The organism is Arthrobacter sp. sptzw32 (assembly GCF_059089735.1).
On record NZ_JBNHEZ010000006.1, the window covers coordinates 173448 to 192134 of the forward strand.

Annotated in this window: 13 protein-coding genes; 9 read left to right on the top strand and 4 right to left on the bottom strand. The window is 58.5% G+C overall.

What is annotated here, in order from left to right; all coding sequences use genetic code 11:
* Positions 1-80 precede the first annotated feature (80 nt).
* The 3 genes from AC5RVN_RS13205 to AC5RVN_RS13215 form a co-directional block, all read right to left on the bottom strand.
* Complete coding sequence (locus tag AC5RVN_RS13205) at positions 81-683, bottom strand: recombinase family protein (RefSeq protein ID WP_494138235.1); 603 nt, start codon at positions 681-683, stop codon at positions 81-83.
* 287 nt (positions 684-970) lie between these two features.
* Positions 971-2347, bottom strand: a complete 1377-nt coding sequence (locus AC5RVN_RS13210; protein ID WP_494138236.1) for an MFS transporter — start codon at positions 2345-2347, stop codon at positions 971-973.
* Between the two features lie 559 nt (positions 2348-2906).
* The gene (locus AC5RVN_RS13215) at positions 2907-3827 is read right to left on the bottom strand and encodes a LysR substrate-binding domain-containing protein (protein ID WP_494138327.1); all 921 of its coding nucleotides are present in this window, start codon (positions 3825-3827) and stop codon (positions 2907-2909) included.
* A 144-nt stretch (positions 3828-3971) separates the two neighbouring features.
* Between AC5RVN_RS13215 and AC5RVN_RS13220 the strand changes: the two genes are divergently transcribed.
* The 5 genes from AC5RVN_RS13220 (at position 3972) to AC5RVN_RS13240 (ending at position 10010) form a co-directional block, all read left to right on the top strand.
* Positions 3972-4397 carry a RidA family protein gene (locus tag AC5RVN_RS13220; protein ID WP_494138237.1) on the top strand — a complete coding sequence of 142 codons (426 nt, stop codon included), beginning with the start codon at positions 3972-3974 and terminating at the stop codon, positions 4395-4397.
* Entirely contained in the window at positions 4394-5065 is a 672-nt protein-coding gene (locus AC5RVN_RS13225; RefSeq protein WP_494138238.1) for a DUF1028 domain-containing protein, read from the top strand. Before AC5RVN_RS13220 ends, AC5RVN_RS13225 begins: the two co-directional genes overlap by 4 nt.
* Positions 5055-6221 carry a M20 family metallopeptidase gene (locus AC5RVN_RS13230; RefSeq protein ID WP_494138239.1) on the top strand — a complete coding sequence of 389 codons (1167 nt, stop codon included), beginning with the start codon at positions 5055-5057 and terminating at the stop codon, positions 6219-6221. The genes AC5RVN_RS13225 and AC5RVN_RS13230 overlap by 11 nt, the downstream gene beginning before the upstream one ends.
* Before the next feature lie 36 nt (positions 6222-6257).
* On the top strand, positions 6258-7676 hold the full coding sequence (locus tag AC5RVN_RS13235) for an aspartate ammonia-lyase (protein WP_494138240.1): 1419 nt from the start codon (positions 6258-6260) through the stop codon (positions 7674-7676).
* A 1056-nt stretch (positions 7677-8732) separates the two neighbouring features.
* Positions 8733-10010, top strand: coding sequence for a flavin-containing monooxygenase (locus AC5RVN_RS13240; RefSeq protein ID WP_494138241.1), 1278 nt, complete (start codon positions 8733-8735; stop codon positions 10008-10010).
* A gap of 716 nt (positions 10011-10726) precedes the next feature.
* Here the strand turns inward: AC5RVN_RS13240 and AC5RVN_RS13245 are convergent.
* The gene (locus AC5RVN_RS13245) at positions 10727-13072 is read right to left on the bottom strand and encodes a beta-glucosidase (protein ID WP_494138242.1); all 2346 of its coding nucleotides are present in this window, start codon (positions 13070-13072) and stop codon (positions 10727-10729) included.
* A 389-nt stretch (positions 13073-13461) separates the two neighbouring features.
* Here AC5RVN_RS13245 and AC5RVN_RS13250 point away from each other — a divergent pair, with 389 nt between their 5' ends.
* The 4 genes from AC5RVN_RS13250 to AC5RVN_RS13265 all read left to right on the top strand — a co-directional run bounded on the left by AC5RVN_RS13250 (position 13462) and on the right by AC5RVN_RS13265 (position 18515).
* Positions 13462-14859, top strand: coding sequence for an ABC transporter substrate-binding protein (locus AC5RVN_RS13250; protein WP_494138243.1), 1398 nt, complete (start codon positions 13462-13464; stop codon positions 14857-14859).
* A gap of 73 nt (positions 14860-14932) precedes the next feature.
* Positions 14933-15874 (top strand): ABC transporter permease, encoded by a 942-nt coding sequence (locus AC5RVN_RS13255; protein WP_494138244.1) that lies wholly within the window; start codon positions 14933-14935, stop codon positions 15872-15874.
* Positions 15871-17652: a dipeptide/oligopeptide/nickel ABC transporter permease/ATP-binding protein gene (locus AC5RVN_RS13260; protein WP_494138245.1), complete on the top strand. Its 1782-nt coding sequence runs from the start codon at positions 15871-15873 to the stop codon at positions 17650-17652. Before AC5RVN_RS13255 ends, AC5RVN_RS13260 begins: the two co-directional genes overlap by 4 nt.
* Before the next feature lie 80 nt (positions 17653-17732).
* On the top strand, positions 17733-18515 hold the full coding sequence (locus tag AC5RVN_RS13265) for an ATP-binding cassette domain-containing protein (protein WP_494138328.1): 783 nt from the start codon (positions 17733-17735) through the stop codon (positions 18513-18515).
* Positions 18516-18687: the final 172 nt, after the last annotated feature.

Genomic DNA, 18687 nt, shown 5'->3' on the forward strand with positions numbered 1-18687 from the left:
CTGAAGGAGTGCCAACAAATGCGGCATTTTCTCACCTAATGAGCAGCCAGATCGAACGCCGATAACGGATATTCGTAAAGCTACGGCAAGAGGGGTGTCTTGGCGGAGGACAGGGTGTCGACTGGCCTGGCGTGGCGCAGGTACTGGTAGACCGTCTCCCTGCTGATCCCGTAGTCGCGGGCAAGCAAGGCTTTCGAAACGCCGCTGCCGGCCCGCTGGACCAGTTCGGCGGCTCGTTCCGGCGTGAGGGTCTTTTTCCGTCCTTTGTAGGCGCCGCGCTGCTTGGCCAGGGCAATGCCTTCCCGCTGTCGTTCCCGGATGAGGGAGCGTTCGAATTCGGCGAAGGCGCCCATGACGGAGAGCATGAGGTTGGCCAGGGGGGAGTCCTCGCCGGTGAAGACCAAGCTTTCCTTGACGAACTCCACCCGCACACCTTTGCGGGTCAGGCCCTGGACGAGGGCACGTAGGTCATCGAGGTTCCGCGCGAGCCGGTCCATGCTGTGCACAACGACGGTGTCTCCGTCGCGGGCGAACCGCAGCAGTTCAGTGAGCTGCGGGCGGAAGGTGTCCTTGCCGGAGGCCTTGTCCGTGAAGACCCGGTCCAAGACCTGGCCTTCGAGCTGGCGTTTCTCGTTCTGGTCCAGTGTGCTTACCCGCACGTACCCGATCCGCTGCCCAGCCACTTATTGCCTCCGAACCGTGGTCCCGTCAGGCTGAGTTCTAGGCCTGTCTCAGAAAGAAGTCAAGACGAGCACTAAAGTTTGTCAGATTGGGGGTGTGCTTCAGCCTGACGTTTGAATCGGGCTGAAGCAGTCCGCGGTCCTTCCCGTCGCCGGTCTTCGTGGAGTTTTTGGGTGGCGCTTAGCCGCTCCAATATCCATTGATATTGCTTGTTTCTTCGTCGAGGTGCTTTATAGCAAAAGGCCCACGGGCAGCTGGTGCTGTCCGTGGGCCGTGCTGTTCAGCGGGTTTAGGGGATGGTCTTGTTGGCCACTGCTCGAGGGCCTTCCGTTTCAGCGGACAGGGTGTCGGTCGGTTTAGCGTCTTCTTCACTGAAGAGGCTGCTGCCCTTGGTTTCTTTCATGGTCAACACGGCTGCCAGGCCAATCAGTCCAACGAGTATGAGGTAGAAGGCCGGCATCATCTGGTTGCCGGTCTGGGCGATGAGCCAGGTCAGTACGTAGGGAACTGTGCCGGCGAAGATCGCTGCTGTGATGCTGTAGGCGATGGACAGGCCGGTCTGGCGTGTGCGGGTAGGAAAGAGTTCGGCTGCGGCTGCTGCGTGAACGCCCAGGATGAGTGCCAGAATGATGCCTAGTCCAACGGTGCTTACGGCACCGGCCCACGGTGTGCCGGACTGCATGGTGAGGAACAGCGGGTATGCCAGCACGATGAGTGCGATCGCTGCGGTGATGAGCAGAGGTTTGCGGCCAATTCGGTCGGACAGCGCCCCTGTCAGGGGTACGAGGATGAGTCCTGCGATGGAGGCCGCAGTGGAGAGCAGGGCGGCGGTTCCGGCGTCGAAGCCGAGCACGGATTCCTGGTAGGTCAGGAGGTAGACGAGGACGACGTAGAAGGTTACGTGCATCATGATTTCCAGGCCGCTCATTTGCAGGAGCTGCTTCCAATGCCGTGTGAAAACCTCTTTCACGGGGCTTTGGGGGATGTTGTCGAGTTCTTCGAGTGATTTGAACTCCGGGGTGTCCTCGATCTTGGAGCGGATGTAGAAGCCGACCACACCCAAGGGCACGGCGATGAGAAATGGTATGCGCCAGCCGCCGTTCTCAATGGTTGCAGCATCCATCGTGCTGGTCAGCACGAATACAACCAGAGACGCGGCGAGGAAGCCCAGGAGACTGCCGAACTCAAGCCAGCTTACGCCGAATCCGCGATGCTTCCGGGGGGAGTACTCGGCCAGGAATGCTGCGGCGCTGCCGAATTCGCCACCAGCGGCAAGGCCCTGTACGACGCGGGCAGCTATGAGCAGGATGGGAGCCCAGATGCCGATGGCATTGTAGGTGGGCAGGAGGCCGACAACGAGGGTTGCGCCGCTCATCGACAAAATGACTATCGAAAGCGTCTTCTTACGCCCGATCCGGTCGCCAAGGGTTCCGAAGATAAGGGCACCGAGCGGGCGGACGCCGAAGCTGATGGCAAAGACCGCGAACACAGACAGCAGCGCCGCGGTACTGTCCTGTTCCGGGAAGAAGACGACGGCGATGGTTGAAGCCAGATAGGCGTAGATCGCCCACTCAAACCAGTGGACGAAGACGCCTATGGAACCGGCTGTGACGCTTGTGCGCAGCCCTTTCCGGCTGATTCGCCCCTCAATATTGTTGGTGTTCACTGCTACTCCTGGAGGAAAAGTATCCGATGCTGGGGTAGAAAGCGCATCCGCAGGTGGCCGCCCCTATGGTTTCAGAACTGCGCTACCAGGAAGTGGTGATGGGGATCACTCGGGATTGCTGGCATTTACCATCTTTCTGCCACGTCGAGGATCTGTCGAATAGTTATTTCACGGAAAGCACATCTGATTTCCTGATGGCGGCACTCCAACCTTGTCATCTACGAAGACGAGCTATCGGTGATAGCTCACCTCTGTTTCGCCCGGACGGACCGTGAAGCTGGGGTTACGGACGGCGGTGACTGCACCGCTACGCACGCCGAGGTTGGCAACAGTGAGTGGGCGCTGCTGTTTCTGCTCATCACCTACCATGATCCAGGGTTCCTTTGGGGACTGCGGAGGTCACTGCAAATTCGACAGGGAGTACGTGGTCGGGCCCGACGCAACTTCGTATACGGCGCGAATGCGGGCATCATGAACGCCCCTTGGGCCCGAGCGGGAGGGCTACGGCTCGTGACTGCTCGCGCTGTCGCCTTGACTTCCTGGTACGCCTTCCCGGCGCCTATTCCTTAGTAGATGCTGCTTTCGCAGCCACGATCTGGTGCCGTAACGCTTGCCCTACTGCCCGTACCCGTGCAGTAGGGCGCTGCGATTGCAGGTGGGCCAGCACTGTCTTTAGCTCCGGGACGTCGTCCTTGATCTCGACAGTTGCTATTTTTCCCCCGTCGTACGTCAGGCGGTGTTGAGGGCGTTGGTGAAGGATGGAATATCCAAGACCCCGGGCTACGAAAGTGCGTACGGTCTCATAGCTTGCAGAGCGGAATCTGATGTCCGGCTCCCGGCCGCTGCGCCTAGCGATTGAGAGCATGAGATCGCGGGTGTGAGGCAGGTCCAGCAACACGAAGGACTCTTCCCTGAGCGCGGACAACGGCACGCTGCCCGAGCCCGCAAGGTCATGATTAGGTGGAAGCGCGAGGTATGGCCTGGCCGTATGCACCACGGAACCTGCGATTCCCTCCGGCAGGTCCAGGTCATAACACAGTGCAAGGTCAGCCTGGCCGTTGATTAGCGCGCTGACGCATCCTGAAATGTCCGTTTCAAGTACCTCGACTTCCAGGGCGGGGTGTTCCTCCCGCAGCCTGGTGAGCACGCCGGGAAGCAGGAATGGTGCGAGGGTGCTGAAGCATGCCATGCGCACCCGGCCCTTAACGCTTTGCTGCTCGCCCCGCGCGTGGTCGAGGCTTTCCTCTACATGGGTCAGAATGGCTTGGGCATCGCGCAAAAACAGCTCTCCGGCAGGAGTGAGCACCAACCCTTTGGACCTCTGCCTGATGAAAAACTGCGTGCCAATATGGCGCTCCAATTGCGCGATCGCCGCTGACACAGCGGATTGCGCCACGTTCAGCCGGACGGCGGCGCCAGTCATCGACAACTGGGCGGCCGCCTCTGAGAAATAGCGCAATTGCGTGAGTGTGACATCCATGTTCACCACACTACGACATTCATCTGATTTCGAGATGTAACTGTTCTAAAAGGACTGTTGGACAGATCCGGACGGGCGCGGAAAGCTGGGACAAGAAGTCTGGAACTGACGATCGAGCCAGTAGAACGAAAGGTAGCGGTGAAAGTGAAACACCAGCGCATCCGCACATTCAACACCAAAGACACCTACCCGGAGCAGAACCTGGACAACGACCTCTGCCAGGCGGTGGTAGCCAACGGGGTCGTCTACCTTCGTGGACAAATTGGGCAGGACCTGGACACCCGCGAATCGGTGGGTATCGGTGATGTTGAAGCTCAAACGGAAAAGGCCATGGCCAACATCGACATGCTTCTGAAGGAAGCGGGCAGCAGCCTCGAAGACATTGTCAAAGTCACGGTGTACATCATTGATCCGCGCTACCGTGAGACTGTCTATCGGGTGTTGGGCCGCTGGCTCAAGGGAGTCTTCCCGGTTTCCACCGGGATCGTCGTACAGGCGCTGGCACGGCCGGAGTGGCTGGTGGAGATCGACGCCACAGCCGTACTGTCGACCTCCCAGGTGGCACAATGACGTTCAGCATTGCTGGCACGGACGGGCAGGGGCGGTATGGAATCGCCGTGTGTTCCTCTTCCCCTGCCGTCGCCGCACGTTGCGCCCACCTGCGGGACGGTGTAGGCGCCGTCAGCTCACAGAACATCACGGATCCCCGTCTGGGCGGCGCCCTGCTGGATCGCCTCCAGGCCGGAGATTCAGCGCAGGAGGCCCTCGATGCAATTGTCCGCAAAGCTCCCGCGGTTGATTACCGCCAGTTGGTCGTCTTGGACTCCAAGGGTGCTTCAGCTGTCTTCAGCGGCGCGCACACGTTGGGCGTCTTAGGTGAAGGCAGAGGCAGGAACTGCGTTGCCGCCGGGAACATGCTGGATAGCCCTGCCGTCGCCCAGGCGCTGTGTGACAGTTTTGAATCTGCCACCGGTGAGCTGGAGGAGCGGTTGCTGGCTGCGCTGAAGGCTGCTGAAGCTGCCGGTGGGGAAGCGGGCCCCGTAAGGTCTGCAGGGATGTCCATCGTCTCCGGTCATGGCTGGAGGGACACTGATTTGCGTGTGGACTGGCACGACGACCCCATAGCTGAGCTTGGAAGGCTTCTGGATGTATGGCTTCCACAGCGCCAGGATTACGTGGTTCGCGGTCTCGATCCGGCCTCGTCCATCAGCTATGGAGTGCCAGGCGATGAACGCTGAGCTGGCAGCCAAGCTGAACGCAGAGGTTCAGCACGGACAACGCGATCGGGTGCTGGAGGCCGTGGCCGGGCAGCAAGCGGACCTGACCCAGCTCTCCGAGACGCTGCACGCCAACCCGGAGCTCGGCTGGCAGGAACACCGCGCAGCAGGGTGGACGGCAGACTATTTGGAACAGCACGGCTTCGACGTCGAAAGAGGGTACCTGGGTTTCCCCACTGCCTTACGGGCGGTCTTCGGAAATGGTAGCCGTCGGATCGGCGTCATGGCGGAGTACGACGCCCTGCCGGGTCTCGGTCATGCCTGCGGCCATAACATCATCACCGCCATCTCGTGCGGGACAGCGGTGGCACTGGCAGGGTTCGCGGTCGAACGGGACCTGACTGTCGAACTTTACGGAACTCCTGCCGAAGAAGGCGGAGGAGGAAAGATCGAGCTCTTGAAGAAGGGTGCCTTCCACGGCCTTGACCTTGCCATGATGGCACACCCCAGCCCGGTGGACTCGGCCGAGGCGCGGCCCTACGCCGTCGCCCATAACCATGTGCAGTACAGGGGCAAATCGGCCCACGCCGCGGCTTACCCGGACCAGGGCATCAACGCCAATGATGCGTTCATCGTCGCCCAGGTCGCTCTGGGTCTTCTTCGCCAGCAGCTGCCCGGCGGCACCCGGGTGCACGGTATCCAAACCCGTGGCGGTGAAGCCCCGAACGCCATCCCGGAAAAAACAGAGGGGCGCTGGTATGTCCGTGCCGAGTCACTCGCCCAGCTCGAAAAGCTGGAGGAGCGCGTCCAGCGCTGCTTTGAAGCCGGCGCCCTGGCATCCGGATGCGAGCTGTCGGTCACACCGGAATCAGAGCCGTACTCTGAGTTTCGGACAGATCTGCGGGCGCTGGAACTGTATGTCCGTCATGCAGAGTCCCTCGGGAGAGACTTCAACGTGCCGGCAGAGCAGGCGACCATGAACCGGGCCTCCACCGACATGGGCAACGTCTCCCAGGTGGTTCCGGCTATCCATCCCTACATCGGACTGGGCTGCTTCCCTGCAGCCAATCACCAGCCGGAGTTCGCTGCGCATTGTGTGGGCGAAGCAGCCGACCGCGCAATTCATGACGGTGCTGCGGCCCTGACGCTGACAGCACTGGACTTCCTGGCACAGTAGCCAGGCGCTTTCTCCCATAGTCGCAGGAACAGGACCATGACAGATCAACCATCGTCGACCGACCCCCGCAACCGGCGGGAACACGACAGCCTCGGCGACCGGGACGTCCCTGCCGAGACCTATTGGGGCATCAGCACCATGCGGGCCGTGGAAAACTTTCCCGTCAGTGGACGGCCCATCGGCAGCCTTCGTTCCCTGCTGTGGGGACTGGGAGCTGTAAAGTACGCCGCAGCCCGCGCAAACGAAAGCCTCGGCCTCCTCGAACCCGTCAAATCCGACGCCATACAAAGTGCCGCCCGCCAGGTCATGGACGGGCTCCTGGATGACCAGTTCGTCGTGGACACCATCCAAGGCGGCGCCGGTACCAGCACCGCCTTGAATGCCAACGAAGTAATAACCAACCGCGCCCTGGAACTGATGGGACACGACAAGGGCGACTATGCCACGCTGCACCCGATCGATGACGTGAATCGAAGTCAGTCGACCAACGACGTTTACCCCACTGCTATCAAGATCGCCTTGCAGCGTGAGCTCACAGAACTCTGTTCCGAACACAACAGGCTCAGCGAAGCCTTCGATGCCAAGGCGGCAGAATTCGCAGGAATCATCAAGGTAGGGCGAACCCAACTCCAGGATGCCGTACCGATGTCAATGGGCCAGGAATTGGGCGCCTTTGCCGAAACTTTGCGCGAGGACAGGAACCGGCTCCTTGAGCTTTTGCCGCATCTGCGCGAATCCAACCTCGGCGCCACGGCCATTGGCACAGGCATCACCGCTCCGCCCGGATACCGGGAAGCCGTCATGGTTGAACTCAACGCAGTCACTGGCCTGCAACTCGTCTCGGCGACCAACCTGGTCGAGGCAACCGGTGACACCGGCGTCTTCATGCTGGTCTCTGGAGTTATGAAGAGAGCCGCGGTAAAACTGTCAAAGATTTGCAACGACCTCCGTTTACTCTCCTCGGGCCCTCAAACGGGCTTCGCCGAGATTTTCCTGCCCGCAGTGCAGGCCGGGTCCTCGATCATGCCCGGAAAGGTTAACCCGGTCATCCCCGAAATGGTCAACCAAGTCGCCTTTCGCGTCGTCGGCGCCGACGCGACCGTGACCATGGCTGTCGAGGCCGGCCAGCTGCAGCTCAACGCCTTCGAACCCGTCATCGCTGACGCGCTCCTGGAATCAATCTCCTGGCTAACAGTCGCATGCCGCCAACTCCGCACCCACTGCGTGGACGGCATCAAAGCCAACACTCAGGTCCTGCAGCAACGCATGCTCGAATCAGTAAGCGTCGTCACTGGCCTCGCTCCTTTGATCGGCTACGCCGCGGCGGCAGAGCTGGCCAAAGAAGCGCTATCCAGCAACCGGGGCATCGCAGACTTGGTGATCGAACGTGGACTGCTGGACAGGCGAATAACAGAAAACGCCCTTGCTGCCGCGTCAATGGCTGGACTGGGCTGAACAGCCGAGGCTATACACAACGACAACCTCAACTAGGCATTTCGAAGGTCGGCCATATGACGGCAACGAGCGCGAGACGAACTCTTACTAAGAACTAAACTCACTTAACCCTAAGCTCCGTTATCCGCTTCGAAAGCCCCGGTGGTCTGTAAGCATAATGAATCCGCTGGAATACCGCAGGAGAATGAAGGCAATGACGAAAAAGACCAAAATCGACCGTTTAACAGAATTGGACTGCGCTGCACGTGAGAGACCCGGTCATTGTCACCGAACAGGAACCTAAACCCCGTTCGTAGGCATTTGACCATAGGGGCGTCGCCGTCTCCCCGATTTAGTCTTCGCTGTCAGCCACGCCCATGATGAGAACTCGATTTTGAAAATATGAAAATAGAACAGCCTATTAACCAAGGGAGCCATTCCGGAGGCCAGCACACCGCACCGTCCATGGCGGTTCTCTTCCATGACCCGCTGACCACGCAGAACCTCGCGGCCCAACCCCTGTTCCTCCGCGGCGAGACCCGTCGTCGCTCTCTTGGTTCAGAACGAAGCGCCCACAAAAGGCAACCGTCACAGCAGAGCAACACCCTTGCGAAAGTGGCCGTGTCACAGGACCTCGAAGCCCTGCGGCGACGCATGGCACCTGCTGTGCGGTAGGCGCCTGCGTTACGCCTGAAAAGCTCAGCAGCACGGGCAGACGTTGACCCGATCTCAAGCTGGGCCGTTTTGCCGTAGACCTGTCCCTAGCCTTCGCCTCCCTGGCAGAATTTCCTGATCCCTAATGAAGAACCTTTGACAGGGGGCGAAGTGGTTGTACTCGTTGCACCGTCGCCGCAGATCGTCGCAACCTATCTGCGTAATCTAAATTACAGATGTACTTAAGCGAATTTATTCGCTATGCAGATGCCGCTGGGCCCGTCAAAATTGAAATAGATGGCCGGCCGTGTCCGCCATTCGCCCATTCCAGTCGAGTTTCCTCATAAGGCATCGACGGAAAAATGATTTTTCGGTGTGTGCCAAGTACCACTGGGGCAATTCGCATTAAAGTAGGAGATTGAAATGTCAAGCCAAGAGGTTGAGGTTCTCGTTGTAGGGGCCGGTCAGGCCGGCATTGCTATGAGCGAGCACCTGTCTGAGCGCGGTATCACGCACATCGTTTTGGAACGCGACCGTATCGCCGAGCGGTGGCGCTCCATGAGGTGGGACTCTCTTGTGGCGAACGGTCCGGTCTGGCATGACCGCTTCCCGGGCCTCGAGTTTGCCGAGCACGATCCAGGTGCCTTTGCCTCAAAGGAACAGGTCGCGGACTATTTTGTCGCCTATGCGCAGAAAATCAACGCTCCGATTCGTTGCGGAGTCGAGGTGAAATCCGTCCGCAGGAACGTCGGCGCGCCCGGCTTCGAGGTGACGACCTCGGATGGGGACTTCAATGCCCGCTATGTTGTGGCTGCCACGGGCCCGTTCCAAAAGCCTGTCATTCCGGCCGTCGTTCCCGATGCCGCCGGCATCGTACAGATGCACTCCAGCTCCTATCGGAACCCCGGCCAACTGCCTGAAGGTGGCATCCTCGTTGTCGGTGCCGGCTCCTCAGGGGTGCAGATCGCAGCAGAAATCCAGCGGTCGGGCCGTCAGGTCTACCTCTCCGTCGGACCGCACGACCGCCCCCCGCGCAGTTACCGCGGACGGGACTTCTGCTGGTGGCTTGGAGTGCTCGGCATGTGGGACGCTGCCACTCCTCCCCGCGGCGCGGAGCACGTAACCATTGCGGTGAGCGGAGCGGACGGCGGCCACACTGTCGATTTCCGTGCCCTCGCCGAAGACGGCATCAAACTTGTTGGCCGGACCGAAGTCTTCGACAACGGAACGATGCGCTTTGCCCAGGATCTTCGCCAGAACGTCGAAAACGGCGACACGCATTATCTGCAGCTGCTGGACCAGGCCGACGCGTACATTGAACAAAACGGCCTCGATCTCCCCGAGGAACCGGAGGCCCGTACACTACGGCCGGACCCGGAAAGCCTTACTGATCCCCTGCGCGAGCTCGATCTCGCAGCAGCCGGTGTCACCTCCATCGTGTGGGCAACGGGTTTTGTTCAGGACTTTAGCTGGCTGCAGGTCAACGCCTTCGACGACAATGGCAGGCCGCAGCATCAGCGTGGGGTTTCTTCAGAGCCCGGTATCTACTTCCTGGGCTTGCCCTGGCAGTCACGCCGCGGATCGAGCTTCATTTGGGGCGTCTGGCACGACGCTAAGTACGTCGCCGACCAGATTTCCATTCAGCGGAGCTACCTCACCCACAACGATCAGGACGCGCTAGTACCCACTGGGGCGGTCTAAAGCCCCACACCCGCATCAGGTTGAACGGTGCCTTCCCCATATCGAACAGCCTCGTCGTATCAGGACTTGCCCGGCCCGAATGGGTCGTGGAGATAGACGCAAGGGCCGTCATCACTGACAAGTAGGGGGCAAGAAAACCAGTTGGACCGGATTTCGTGTAGCAATTGAGGGACCGTGCCACAAGGCACGGTCCCTCTGTTCGCTTCAAAGACGGGAACACCAATCGGAGATTTGATCCTCCTACGGGGGACAAAAGCAAAGTGAGGACCATTCCCATTGCGGGTCACCATCTTCACGAGCAGTCAAGAGATGTGAAGATACCAGTGTTTTCGAGGCGACCGTAAGCAGATAGTTATCCGCGCTGGCCTCTGCCCGCTTCCGGCAAGAGCGCAAATCAGAACTGTCCAAACAGTTGAGCCTTTTTAGGAGAGTCTTACCAGTCTTGTAGGGCAGGGAGCCGTCCCGGTCTATGGCTGCTGTCGGACCAATGGTTTGATATGCAGGTCCCAATGGTGACGCAATCTAATCCTTCCGTAGATCACAGAGACATCAACTTGCGAGTGCCGGTCATACCAGGGGTGCGGAACGTCCAGGCAATAAGGAGCAGCTGCAGCGATGCCATTACGCTTCAGGCATTTGCCCGCAACCTCAAGCGCGCTCCACAAGTCTGTGCGCCTGACCGTTAATCGATTCGCCGTGCGTATAATCTGCCGACACTAGGGAACTGCCGGAACGCGGACTTCGGTTGAAGCGAGGCGTGCGGCAGTGATAACTCCTTCAATTTCCGAATCTGAAAAAGTTAGCTTGAACCTATTCGCGAGACTATCGAAAACACCAATAAAGGACCGTGCGCATTGCATGATCATCGCTTCTGCCTCGTCTGCAGTCACTCCTAATTTCTCCTTCAGCAATGCCGTGAGAGCCACCAACGATGCTGGATTGTCTAAGACAAACGCCGTTTCCGTGTCACGCACGAGCGGTCGAACTCTAGGTGCGTCGGATTCAGCGAGCACTTCCCCCTGAAGTCTGAAGTCCCGCGACGACGATCCGACGTGGAGCTGAACCACACCGTCATCGAGCACAGCTCGCCCCACCCGGGAGTCCCAGTAAGAAAGGTCTTCGGAATCAATCGTTAGGGCCACACGCCGCGATTCGCCGGCTTCAAGGTGCACTTTTGAGAATCCCACTAGTTCACGTGCCCTCCGCACCCTTGGATTGATGTAGTCCGCGTACACCTGTGCAGTCTCGGCACCGGCGCGTCCCCCTACGTTGCTCACCGTGAATTCAATGTCAAGAGAGCCGCCGGGCCTGACCGCAGCACTCGTCACAAGGTCCGAATACTCGAAGTCGGTGTAGCTGAGTCCGAATCCGAACGGGAAGAGGGGCTCAATGTCTCTGGCATCGTAAAAGCGGTAGCCCACGAACGTGCCCTCCGAGTAGCGATGCTGCCCGTTCTCCCCCGGGTATTCCAAAATCCCTGGGATGTCCTCAATCCTCTTTGGGAAGGTCGTCGTCAGTTTGCCTGAGGGAACTACGTCTCCTGATAACACCTGGGCCAAGGCCGATCCCATGGCTTCTCCAGCGAAGAAGGGAACTACGACTGCATCAACCTCGTCGAGCCATGGCATGGTGACGGCGTCAGGGATAGTTAGTATCACCACAGTGTGTTTGGCCTCTTTTGCTACCTGCGTAATGAGGTCGTCGAATCCCGGTGCGAGAGCGAGGCTGGGGCGGTCGACGTTCTCTCCGTCAGCGTTGAGGGGCGCGTTCGCGAAGACCATGGCAATATCTGCCGAGCGCGCCAGTTCGGCGGCGTCCCCGAGCAGAACGTCACCTTGTCCAGAGAAGCCCGAATGGAACTCTATCGTGGCTGCGGGTAGGACTTGTCGAATTTCGTCTAAAGGGGTATCTACAACGCTGGGAACCATACGAGCGCTACCGAAGCCTTGGATTACTGGCTCAACTGCGCCGGGCCCAAAAACTGCCACGCGGAGTTTCGCGGACGGACTCAACGGTAATAGTCCTGAGTCGTTCTTGAGGAGGACGATAGACTCGGCGGCGGCACGTCGTGCAACGTCATGATGGTTGAGGTGCCCATCCACCCTCTGACTCCGCAGGTCGGCGATCTTCTGCACGGTTCGCACGACACGCCCCACACTCCGATCGAGAACTTCGATGCCGACCTCACCGGATGCGTAAGCGGCTTCCAGCGCCTCCTTCCGCATAGCGCTTTCAGGCATGTCCAGATCATTGCCTGCGTGGATGGAGGCCGGCCGGTCCTTCACGCCGTGCCAGTCGGAAACCACCAAGCCTTCGTACCCCCATTCTTCTCGAAGAACCGAAGTAAGAAGCCACTCATTTTCCGACGCTTGTGTGCCGTTCAGCTTGTTGTACGACGACATAACGAGCGCAGGGGCACTCTTAGTTATGGTGCGCCGGAATCCTCGAAGGTAAACATCGCGAAGTGCCCGCTCGTCTATGACAGAATCCATGGTCGTCCGTTCGACCTCGGAGTTGTTCGCAGCAAAATGCTTGACGCAGGCAGCTACGCCCGAGCCCTGAAGGCCTACGACAACCCCTGCGGCAATTTCGCTGGTCACCAGCGGGTCCTCGGAATAGTACTCGGACGTCCTGCCAGCAAGAGGAGTGCGCCGAATGTTTATTCCAGGCGCCAGCAGAACGTCTACTCCGAAATGGGAGCACTCCTCTGCCATTGCCTCACCTATCAATCTCGCCAGCTCCGGATCCCAGGAACATCCCAGACTTGAGCCAGTAGGGAAGCAGGTGGACATTTCCACTTTCCTTTGACCGACCGCTTCACGGTCTCGATCGTTAACTAAAGCGAGGAAGGCCGTGAAATCAATGCCGCCTCCAGCGCTTTCCTCGACCTGTGCACGCGAGTATCGCACCCCATTCGGACCGTCGGTCATGACGATCGATGGCACCCCAAGACGATCAACCGGGGCCGTGCGCCACAGTCCATGTCCGGATACTAGGTCGAGCTTCTCCTCTAGCGACAGGAGGTCAAGCAGGTTTGAGGAGTCTTGGCGGGAATTTTCCATTGTCTAATGCTTACCCGGTCGCTTCATGCATTCAACCGCAAATATTCGAGGAACGACATCTGTCCAAACGATGAAACATGGACGAAACACCTCCTAAATATCGTCGAAACTTCGCGCTGGAATATTGATGCCATCCCGCATCCGGATCAGAATAAGTGATGCAGAGCATCATTAATCACTGCTTGCTTTGAAAAATCGCACGCCAGAGGATGTTGGGACTATCCGTTGACTTTCCACCTGATTGGACCCAGAGCGTGCTAAAAAGACATTTCGCAGGTGCACTGCTCGCAATAGCGATGACCCTATCGGTCGCTGCGTGCGGCAGTTCTGGCTCGACCGATTCATCGACGACGCAGGGAGGCACCGCTCCGCTGCTTACACTTGGCACAGTGGTCGACGTGCCCTCCTACGATCCGGCCCAGCTGCGGTACAGCGGCGAATTCCCTCAACTCTGGGCGCCTGTATACGACACTCTTCTTAAACTCGACCCTGACGGCAAGGTTTCTGAGAACCTGGCTACCGAGTGGTCGTACAACGCTGACCGTACAGTGCTGACGATGAGCCTGCGCGAAGGCGTTACCTTCACTAACGGCGAGGCCTTCAATGCTGAAGCTGTGAAGGCTAACCTCGAACATTTCAAAGCCGGAACGGGAAATGACCGCTACCTCGCCGCCTCGATTGCTTCCGTCGATGTGTTGGCAGACCACCAGGTGGCCATCAACTTATCCGAGCCGGACCCGGTGCTTGAGTTTTATTTGGCGCAATCGCTCGGTGCGGTAGGTGCACCAAGCGCGTTAAAGAGCGAGTCAATCAAGCTGGAGCCCGTGGGGTCCGGTCCATACGTCCTGGATACCACGCAAACCACGCGTGGCAACCAATACGTCTTCACCCGCAACGCCAACTACTGGAACACCGAAGCTTGGCCATTCGATAAGCTCATCATCAAAGTGTTTCCTGACGTCAATGCTCGCCTGAACGCTCTGACTTCCGGACAGATCCAGGGAGCGCGCATAAACATCCCCCTCATGGATCAAGCAAAGGCCCAACGTCTGACGGTTCACCCTAACCGCGTGGACTGGGTCGGTCTGAATATTGTTGACCGAGACGGCGCCGTCGCTCCGGCCCTTGCTGACGTGCGCGTTCGTCAGGCAATCAACTCCGTGTTTGATCGGAAGGGCATGCTGGCAAGCATAGATCTTGGTCAGGGACTGGTCACGGAACAGATTGTGGGCGAGGCAAGCTCTGCATTCGACGAATCGCTGAATAGCAAGTATGCCTACGATGTCGATCAGGCCAAGAAACTGATGGCTGACGCTGGCTATGCTGACGGGTTTAGTATCCCGATGATGGATAGCTCCCGGTACAAGGCGTATCAGCCTTACGTGGAGCAGGCCTTGGGGAAGATTGGCATCAAAATCAACTGGGTTCCTGTTACTGACGCCGCTGCTATTGAGAAGAGTTTCAGCGGGGAGTACCCGATCCTGATAATGTCGCAAGCTGCCCCGGCGCAGTCCTGGGATGCCCTGAACTTTGCCTACCAGGGCGCGTACAACGTCTTCAAGTCCGAGGATCCGGAATTCACCAAGCTCATGGAGTTGGCACAGTCGAGCTCCGGAGATGTGCAGGTGCAGGCATACAAGGATGCGAACAAATGGCTTGTTGATAACGCCTGGTTCGCGCCGTGGTACTACGTTGACCTCATCTACGCAACAAGCGATGACGTATCTATCGAGGTGCAGGCCGGAAGCGCTGGTCCTCAGCTGCGGTATTACAAGCCTGCTAAGTAAGTAAGACCCACGGGCCGCGCCCCACCACGGCGCGGCCCGTATCCAATGTTCATCAAGAAAGCGGAAAAGACACATGGGCATCTATCTTGCCAAACGACTTGTGGCCGCGGTCGTGCTGCTGGTGCTCGTCACATCGGTGACATTTGCGGTGATGTATGCCAGCAGTGAGAACGTCGTTCGCTCCCTCGTGGGTGAGAACGCTTCGGCAGCGCAGATCGAACAGCGTACAGCCGAGCTAGGGCTCGATCGTCCCCTGTGGGAACAATTCGCGGCATGGGCCGCAGACGCTTTTAAAGGCGATTTCGGCGTTTCCTACTTCACCTCTGAGCAGGTGACCCTGGCCATCGTTAATCACTTGCCGGTGACCCTTTCTCTAGTTGTCACCTCGATGATCGTGCTCTCGATCGTCTCCGCTGTGCTCGGCACACTCGCGGCTATCCGGATTGGAGGCGCCCTCGACCGAACTCTTCAGGTCGTGACCGAAGTCTTCAGCTCCATCCCGAAGTTTTGGCTCGCACTGATGCTTGTAATCATCTTCGCGATCACAATTCCTGTGCTCCCCGCCACCGGTTTCGTCCCTTTTAGTGAGGATCCATTTGGATGGGCAATGAGTCTTCTCCTTCCTGTAGCGGCCATTGTGCTCGGCGAGCTGCGCGTGACCTCCATGGTGCGCGGAGCGGTCGCCGACGAACTTTCCAAAGACTACGTGCGCACCCTGCGCTCTCGCGGCTTGAGTGGCTCGGACATCCTCGTCCGGAATGTACTCCGAAACGCGGCACCGCCTTGGATCACTCTCATGTCGATGAAATTCGTAGGGCTTCTCGGCGGAACACTTGTCATCGAGAAGGTTTTCGCGCTGCCGGGCCTCGGAACGCTGGCAACAAATGCCGCACTCAACGGAGACGTGCCGATCCTTCTAGGGGTAGTGGTCGCCACAACCCTGATCATCGTACTTGTCTACTTGTTATTCGATCTTGCTCAATCCTGGCTTAACCCGAAAGTGCGGCTCCAATGAGTATTGAAATATCCGAGCTCGCGGAGCATTCCCGCACCCGTCCAGGGGCATTCCGCCGATTCCTGCGAAACCCGCTTGGCATCGTCGCAAGCATCGCGCTGCTTGCGATCGTCGTGATGAGCATCCTTGCTCCTGTCATTGCGCCGTTTAATCCCGCGACACCGATGCTGGAGCAGATCAACGCCGGGCCAAACGACACCTATGCGCTCGGTGGCGACAGCGCGGGCCGCGACATGCTCAGCCGCCTTATCTGGGGTGGCCGCAGCACCCTATATGGCGCCGTCGTTGTTGTCTTAGTAACGGCAGTCGTCGGTATCGTGACAGGTCTCGTCGCTGCCTACGTTGGTCGATTCACCGATATCGCGCTGGGGTGGATCTCGGATGCACTGCTTGCCATCCCGACCATCATTGTCCTGATCGCTTTATATGCGGCGATTGGTCCTGATGTCACAATCTCCATGATCGTATTTGGCGTTTTGATCTCTCCTTTCCTGTACCGGCTCGTCAGAAGCTTGGCAATCGAGGTGAAAAATGAGCCATACGTCGAGGCAGCTCGCGTTGCCGGCCTTGGGAACGTTCGGATCATTTTCCGCCACATTCTGTCAGTCATACGCGGCCCCGTCATCGTCATGCTCGCCGACATAGCAGCGACCGGCATCGGGATCCAGGCAAGCCTGGAATTTCTCGGCCTAGGTTCTGTCAACTCAGTCACCTGGGGCGGGATGGTGCAAGACTCCTTCAATGCCATCTACCGTGCGCCCTTGAACGTCGTGTGGCCAGGCCTAGTTCTGACCATCACCATCGCAAGTGTGGCGCTCATCGGCAACGCCGTCCGCGACGCGCTGAATCCCACCACCGGTTCAGCCAAGGCTGCACGGCAGGCTAAGACTACGAGGAATTCGGCGGCTACTCGTGTTCGAGCCGCTACACCTCAGCCCGCGCAGACTCCTACCACAGCAGGCAACGAGCCGCTGGTGCGCGTTCGCAACCTACAGATAGGCTATCCAACCTTCCACGGAGATATGAGCGTCGTCGTCAAGGACGTCTCATTCGATGTAACAGCAGGCGAAGTGCTCGGCTTGGTCGGCGAGTCGGGATCGGGAAAAAGCCAAACGGTGCTGTCGATTTTGGGACTCCTCCCGCCGCAAGCTCATATTCTCGGCGGCAGCCTGATGTTCGAAGGGCAGGTGCTCGACGATAAACGGCATAGGGAAATACTTGGACGAAAAATTGCTTATGTGCCCCAGGAGCCTATGAGCAATCTCGACCCGCTCTATCCAATCGGCGTTCAGCTAGCGAGGCCGCTTCAGAAGGTATCTGGCCTTTCCCGGCAGGATGCGCAGCGGCGCGCGGTCGAGTTGTTGGATCGCGTCGGTATCCGCGATCCGGAGTCGGTCTACCGCCTCTACCCGCACCAAATTTCCGGAGGCATGGCACAACGCGTCTTGATCGCCGGAGCGATTTCGTCCGAACCCGACCTCTTGATTGCTGATGAGCCGACCACTGCTCTGGACGTAACCGTGCAAGCTGAAATACTCGAACTGCTCCGTGACTTGCAGCGGGAACGGTCGATGGCGGTTCTTCTAGTCACTCACAACTTCGGAGTCGTCGCCGACATATGCGACAAGGTCATAGTCATGAATGGCGGACAAATTGTCGAGTCCGCCTCCGTGGATGAACTTTTCACTAATCCGCAACACCCATATACCAAGATGCTTCTCGACTCGACACTTGAGAACGCAACCTCACGAACATATTACGAGGGCAGCCCGGCATGAGTATCAACCAGCTATCCGGTGAACAACCCGTCGCACTGCGCGTGCGTGACGTTAGTGTTGAATACCCTTCCCGGAAATTCATGACACCGCCAAAACGCGTACTTGACCGCGTATCGCTAGACATACGCCCAGGCGAGACCGTAGGGCTAGTAGGGGAATCCGGGTCAGGGAAATCGACTCTGGGTCGAGCAGTTCTCGGACTCGCGCCAGTCGCTGAGGGATCCATTGAGTTCCTTGGCCAGGATCTCACTCACGCATCGACTCGCAACCGCCGGAGAGCTGCGAAAGACCTTCAAGTTATATTCCAAGACCCCTACGGATCCTTGAATCCGGCGATGCGCATCCGCGACATCATTCTTGAGCCTGTTTTGAGCAGCGGTGGTGACCGGACCGAGGCTCAGTCGTCTCTGAAACAACTGCTTGAACGCGTCCATCTGCCATCCGATACGCTCCAGCGCTATCCAAGTGAATTCAGTGGTGGCCAACGTCAGCGTATCGCCATCGCTCGTGCACTGATCATGAAACCGAAACTGATTGTTTGCGATGAGGTGGTCAGCGCCCTTGATCTGTCCACGCAAGGACGCATCTTAGATCTCCTCATTGAAATCCAAGAAGAAACCGGCGTATCGTACCTGTTTACTTCTCATGATCTTGCGGTGATTCAAGCGATTTCACACTCGGTTGTCGTTCTTTTCCGAGGAAAAATTGTGGAGACAGGAGATGTCGTACAGGTGACGACACAACCCAAACAGGAATACACAAAACAGCTGTTGATGGCATCTCCCGTTCCAGATCCTGTTCGCCAAAGGGAGCGGCGTGCCGAATACAGAAGGACCTTCATGTCCAAGGAACTGACGGGATAAAGCGTAGGCAGCGGGTGCTGCCCGATACTTTGTTTCCCTCCTGGAGGGCGTCCTCAATCTGGGGACGCCCTCCAGCTTGGCCGCAAAAATCAGTGAATGCGGAGCGCTCCCGCCCGACTTCAGCTCGTACGGGAAGTCGCTTGGATCTCGGCGCCGTTGTAGATCTTCGCCA